The 5839-nt window shown below is 65.4% G+C and carries 5 protein-coding genes; 3 read left to right on the top strand and 2 right to left on the bottom strand.

Annotated features, from left to right (window positions below; all coding sequences use genetic code 11):
- On the bottom strand, positions 1-1485 hold a 1485-nt coding region (locus tag ACLFQI_RS10855; RefSeq protein ID WP_410759260.1), incomplete at its 3' end, for an alanine/glycine:cation symporter family protein.
- Between the two features lie 153 nt (positions 1486-1638).
- Here ACLFQI_RS10855 and ACLFQI_RS10850 point away from each other — a divergent pair.
- Complete coding sequence (locus ACLFQI_RS10850) at positions 1639-2418, top strand: DUF3050 domain-containing protein (protein ID WP_410759259.1); 780 nt, start codon at positions 1639-1641, stop codon at positions 2416-2418.
- Positions 2419-2549: 131 nt separating this feature from the next.
- Complete coding sequence (locus tag ACLFQI_RS10845; protein ID WP_410759257.1) at positions 2550-2846, top strand: TusE/DsrC/DsvC family sulfur relay protein; 297 nt, start codon at positions 2550-2552, stop codon at positions 2844-2846.
- A 107-nt stretch (positions 2847-2953) separates the two neighbouring features.
- Here ACLFQI_RS10845 and ACLFQI_RS10840 read toward each other — a convergent pair whose 3' ends face one another.
- Positions 2954-3871 (bottom strand): class II glutamine amidotransferase, encoded by a 918-nt coding sequence (locus ACLFQI_RS10840; protein WP_410759256.1) that lies wholly within the window; start codon positions 3869-3871, stop codon positions 2954-2956.
- Positions 3872-4051: 180 nt separating this feature from the next.
- On the opposite strand from ACLFQI_RS10840, the gene ACLFQI_RS10835 reads away from it, so the two are divergent.
- Positions 4052-5803: a cation:proton antiporter gene (locus ACLFQI_RS10835; protein WP_410759255.1), complete on the top strand. Its 1752-nt coding sequence runs from the start codon at positions 4052-4054 to the stop codon at positions 5801-5803.
- Positions 5804-5839: the final 36 nt, after the last annotated feature.

Genomic DNA, 5839 nt, shown 5'->3' with positions numbered 1-5839 from the left:
ATCCGCCGCGCGCTTGTCCTGAAAGAACGCCTGGGTGAGCTTGAACACCACCGGGCTCAGCAACACCAGCGCGATCAGGTTCGGGATCGCCATCATCGCGTTGAGCGTATCGGCCAGTAGCCAGACGAAATCGAGCTGACTGATGGCGCCGATCGGCACCGCCAGCACCCAGAGCACCCGGAACGGGATGATGGCGTGGATGCCGAACAGGTATTCGATGCAGCGCTCGCCATAGACGCTCCAGCCGAGGATGGTGGTGAACGCGAACAGCGCGAGCCCGAGCGAGACCACATAGGTACCGCTGCCGGGCAGTTCCTCGCCAAAGGCGGCGGCGGAGAGGGGGGCGCCGGTGATGTTGCGATCGTGTTCCTCGCTGGCGCCGTCGGCGGTCTCGAGCACGCAGACGGTGCTCGGCTTGCGGATCATCCAGGAGCTGTCGACGCGCTCCTCGATGACGCCGCCGCGCGCGACGCAGTCGGTGTATTCCGAACTCTCGGCCTGCCACTGGCCGGAGATCACGATCACCAGGCCGGTGATGGTGCAGATGACGATGGTGTCGAGGAAGGTGCCGAGCATGGCGATGGTGCCCTGGCGCACCGGGCTGTCGGTCTCGGCGGCGGCATGGGCGATGGGCGCGCTGCCGAGGCCGGCCTCGTTGGAGAAGATGCCGCGCGCGACGCCCATCTGCAGTGCCAGCATCACCGAGGCGCCGGCGAAACCACCGACCCCGGCGGCGGGTGTGAAGGCGTATTCGACGATGGTGACGACGGCGCTCGGGATCTCGCCGAGATTGAGCGCCAGCACGATGAGCCCGGACAGGAGATAGGCCAGCGCCATCAGCGGCACCAGCTTGCCGGCCACCTGCGCGATCCAGCGGATGCCGCCGATCAGCACCAGCCCGACCAGGAGCCCCATCACCAGGCCGGTGCCGAGTGCCGGCACGCCGAACCGGGTGGTCAACGCATCGGCCACCGAGTTGGCCTGGACGGTGTTGCCGATGCCGAAGCCGGCCAGGGCGCCGAACAGGGCGAACAGGACCGCCAGCCAGCGCCAGTTCTTGCCGAGCCCGTTGCGGATGTAGTACATCGGCCCGCCGACGTGGTTGTTCTTGGCGTCGACCTCGCGATAGCGCACCGCGAGCACGGCCTCGGCATATTTGGTCGCCATGCCGACCAGGGCGGTGATCCACATCCAGAACAGGGCGCCGGGACCGCCGATGGCGAGCGCGGTACCGACGCCGGCGATGTTGCCGGTGCCGATGGTCGCCGAGAGCGAGGTCATGAGCGCGTTGAAGGGCGTGATATCGCCCTTGCCCTGCTCCTTGCGGCCGCGCCAGAGCATGCGAAAGCCGTAGCCGAGCCGGTAGATGGGCATGGCCTTGAGGCCGATGGAGAGATACAGGCCCGTGCCGAGGATCAGCACGAGCATCGGCGGGCCCCACACCCAGCCGTTGATGGCGCCGATAACAGCGGAAATCTGGTCCATGGGTACCCCCTGCGAGTGATCGATGAGATGGCGCGGATGGTGTAAAGCGAGTGGCTTACTATACCGAATCTCTTGCGCGGCGCGCGCTTGGTCCGCGCCGGTTCGGGCGTATATTGGCCGTTACATCCCGACGTACAGCAACCGAGGCATTCCATGGCAGCACCCGATCTGACGCCCCTGCAACCCCTGGTCGAGGAACTCAACCAGCATCCGATCTATGCCGAACTCAAGGATATCGACGATCTGCGGGTGTTCATGACCCATCATGTCTTCTCGGTATGGGACTTCATGTCGTTGATCAAATACCTGCAGGGCAAGCTGGCACCGACTCAGGTGCCCTGGATGCCGCACGGCAACCCGTCGGTGCGGTATTTCATCAATCAGTTGACGCTTGAGGAAGAGTCCGATGTCATCGAGGGCAGCGACGGCCCGCGCTACAGCAGCCATTTCGAGTTCTATTGCACGGCCATGCACGAAATCGGCGCCGATGGCGAGAATCCGCGCCGTTTCCTGGAGCGGGTGCAAGCCCAGGGGCTGGATGCGGCGCTCTACTCCGAGCTGGTGCCCCTGCCCTCGCGCTACTTCACCGAGACCACCTTTTGCTTCATCCGCGAGGATAAGCCGCATGCGGTCGCGGCAGCGCTCGCGGTGGGGCGCGAGCGGGTGATCCCGGAGATGTTTCGCTCGCTGCTGTCGCGAATGGCGATCACCGAACAGGATGCGCCGGCCTTTCATTATTATCTGCACCGCCACATCCATCTGGACGAGGATTTCCATGGGCCGTTGTCGCTGGCGATGCTCGATCAGCTCTGCGGCGATGATCCCGAGCGTCTTGAGGAAGCGGTGGTTGCGGCCGAGGAGGCGATCTGCGCGCGCATCCGTTTCTGGGATGGCGTGTTGGAGGCGGTGCGCGCGGCGCGCGTTGAAGGTTGAAGGTCGATGGTGGCGCGGGGGATGGCGCCCGAATACCCTGGTCCGTATAAGGTGGAATCTTGACGTGGCGAGGCCATCTAGAGCGATACGAACCGACTTTCCATCCAGCAATCGACCCGACGAGGTGTTTTATGGCTGTCGCCGTTCCATTGGACAATGAAGGCTTTCTGGTCAACCGCGACGATTGGACCGAGGAGCTGGCGATCGAACTCGCCGAGCAGGATGAGTTCGAGATGAATGAGCAGGTGATGCAGTTCATTCGTGAGGCGCGCGCGATGTACGACAACGACGGCGTGGTGCCGCCGATTCGCATCTTCGCCAAGAAGCAGGGCGTCTCGACCAAGGAGCTTTACAACATCTTCAAGAAGGGCCCGATGAAGCTGATCTGCAAGTGGGGCGGCTTGCCCAAACCCACCGGCTGCGTGTGATCGGCCGATCTATGTCGCCTGGTCTGCTGCCAGGGTCTGCGGGACGCGGGCGGATGTTGGCCGACGCATGGATGGGGACCCAGGGATTGGGCTCCAGGGATTGGCGCTCAGTGCCCAGCCTGGGCTAGGGGCAGCGGCTGCCGGCCGGCGACTCGCTCGGGTTCGACCTGCCGGCCATCGGCGCCGAAGCAGAGACCGTCGCGCAGGGCGATCAGGTCGCCCTCCCCCAGGGGCTCCCAAAGCTCATCGGTGAGCGGCACGCTGGCGATCAAGGCCACGTCTTGGCGGATCGAGCAGAGGTTGACGCCGGCGTCCTGCAATTCGGGCGCGGTGCGCCAGCAGCAGCGCTGCAGCAGATAGAGACCGGGCGCGCGGAGTTGACCGTCCTCGGGCTGGGTGCGCCGATCGGCGTGCACGAACAGGGCATCGCTATCGGAGTAGATGAAATTGGCCGGGCCGAGCGCCCTCAGTTCGCGCGCGTAGTCGGCGATCACGGCGAGCCGGGTCGATAGGTCTGGCACCTTGCCCCAGGCCGCGTCCCAGATCGGCGCCAGCTCGGTCATCAATCCGCAGAAGGCGCGTTCGGAGTCGGAATCCCCCACCGGCGAAAAGCGAGCCGGATACCGGGCCGGTTGATCGGCCAGGGTCGGCATGTCGCCGTTGTGCGCGAAGACGTGCATGCGCCCGCCGAGTTCGCGCGCGAAGGGTTGGGTGTTGCGCAGCGCCAGCGCGCCGAAGGTCGCCAGGCGGATGTGGCAGAGACCGAGCTTGGTGCGCAAGCCCTGGCGCTCCATGAACTGCATCAGCGGGCTCTCGCTGGCCGGGCGCGGTTCCCGCAGCAAGAGACAGTCCGCGCCCTCGTAGAAGGCCAGTCCCCAGCCGTCGCGATGCGGACCCTCGGCGCCGCCGTGGCGTGCTAGGCGCTCCAGCGAGAAGCCCAGGGTCGCTGGCGCTCGGCTCGACATCGCAAAGAGTTCGCACATCGCATCGGTGTCCTTGGGGCTGGGAACAGGTTTGATCGGCAAGGCAGCCCGGGTCCGACCGAGCCGGGCCGATCGTTCGGGTCGGGTCGGGTCTTTATCGCGGGGATTCTCGGTATCTCGGGGATTCTCGGTGATCCCGCCGCCGAGCGCAAAACACAGTGAAGGGGGTATATCATTTCCCCTGCTGTCTTAACCGCCCGTTGATGGAGCTGCCGTTCGTTCATGGACCCAGAAGCCTTTGTTCAGTCTTCCGTTCTGCTGCTGATCGCCGCCGCGACGGCGGTGGCGCTGTTCAAACACTTTGGCCTCGGCTCCATCCTCGGTCTGCTGGTGGCCGGGGTCTTGATCGGCCCCTATACCCCAGGTCCGGAGGTCACTGGCAATGTCGATGATCTGCGCCGCTTCACCGAGCTGGGCGTGGTGCTGCTTTTGTTCATCATCGGCCTGGAGCTGCATCCGAGCCGGCTGTGGCAGATGCGGCGGACGCTGTTCGGGCTCGGTTCGTTGCAGATTCTGCTCTCTGGCCTAGCGCTGGCGGTCTATTTTCGCCTCTTCGTCGCGACCTGGCCAATCGCACTGTTGATCGGCTTCAGTCTGGCCCTGTCGTCGACGGCGCTGGTGATGCAGATACTCTACGAGAAGGGCGAGATCGCCACGCCGCGCGGGCAGACCGCCTTCGCGGTATTGCTGATGCAGGATATCGCCGTGGTGCCGATGTTGGCGCTGTTGCCGCTGGCGGCCAGCGCCGGCGCACATCTGCCGACCGAGCTGCCGTTGCTTGAGCAACTGGGGCTGATCCTGCTGATGCTCTTTGGCGTGATCGTCGCCGGCCGCTATCTGATTCCGCTGGTGTTGGATCTGCTCGCGCGGCAGGGCAATCGCGAGGCCTTCTTCCTGGTCACCCTGGCCGCAGTCTTCGTCGCCGCCTGGGCGATGAACCGCGCCGGCATGTCGATGGCGCTCGGCGGCTTCTTGATGGGCATGATGCTCTCGCGCTCGCGCTATAGCGTGCAGATCCATGCCAGTATCGAGCCGCACAAGGGGCTGTTGATGAGCGTGTTCTTCGTCACCGTCGGCATGTCCTTGAATCTGGGCGTGTTGGCGGCCAAGCCGCTGCTCTTCGCGCTGCATCTGATGATCCTGATCGCGATCAAGGTGGGGCTGATCTATGTCCTCGCGCAACGCTTCTGCCAATCGCGCAAGGGCGCGTTGCAGGTGGCCTTCATGCTCGGCCAAGCCGGCGAGTTCGGCTTCATCCTGTTCGGCGCGGCGAAGATGCTCGGCATCATCGATGCGGCGACCTTCACCATGGCGGTCGCGCTGATCTCCGGCAGCATGCTGGCAACGCCCCTGCTGGTGCGTCTCGGCGCCTTGCTGAGCGCGCGCTTGAGCGATGAGGAAGGGCCGGTGGATGAGCGCTTCCGTTATCAGCCCGAACAGGAGGCCGGGCCGCAAGCGGTGATCGCCGGCTATGGACGGGTCGGTCACACCGTCGGCGCGGTGCTGGCCAGCCACGGCATCCGCTTCGTCGCCTTCGATCAAGATCCGGGGCTGGTGGCACGCTGGCGCGCCGAGGGGCAGCCGGTGTTCTATGGCGACATGCGCAATCCGGCGCTGCTGGCGGCGGCCAAGATCGAGCAGGCCAAGGTGGTGGTGTTGACCATCGACGATCCGCGTGCCTGCATCGAGGCCACGACCCTGATCCGGCATTATGCGCCGGAGGTCATCATCGTCGCGCGCGCGCGCGATCTGACTGCCTGCGACGCGCTATTTCGCGCCGGCGCCAGCCGCGCCTTCCCGGAGGCGGTCGAGGCGAGCCTGCGCCTGGCCGCCGAGACCCTGGACGGGCTTGGGGTCACCACTCAGGATGCCGAGCAGATGATGCAGCAGGCGCGCGGCGAGGACTATGCGCTGGTGCGCTCGGAGATCACCGAGCAAGCGCCGATCGTCGATCCAACGGCACCGAAGCGGTGACGGTCCAGGCCCGGGTATCGGGTATCGGCGATTGGG

Source organism: Halochromatium sp. (assembly GCF_046541315.1).
In the GTDB taxonomy this organism is placed as follows: domain Bacteria; phylum Pseudomonadota; class Gammaproteobacteria; order Chromatiales; family Chromatiaceae; genus Lamprobacter.
This window is presented reverse-complemented; position numbering and strand designations above follow the sequence as displayed.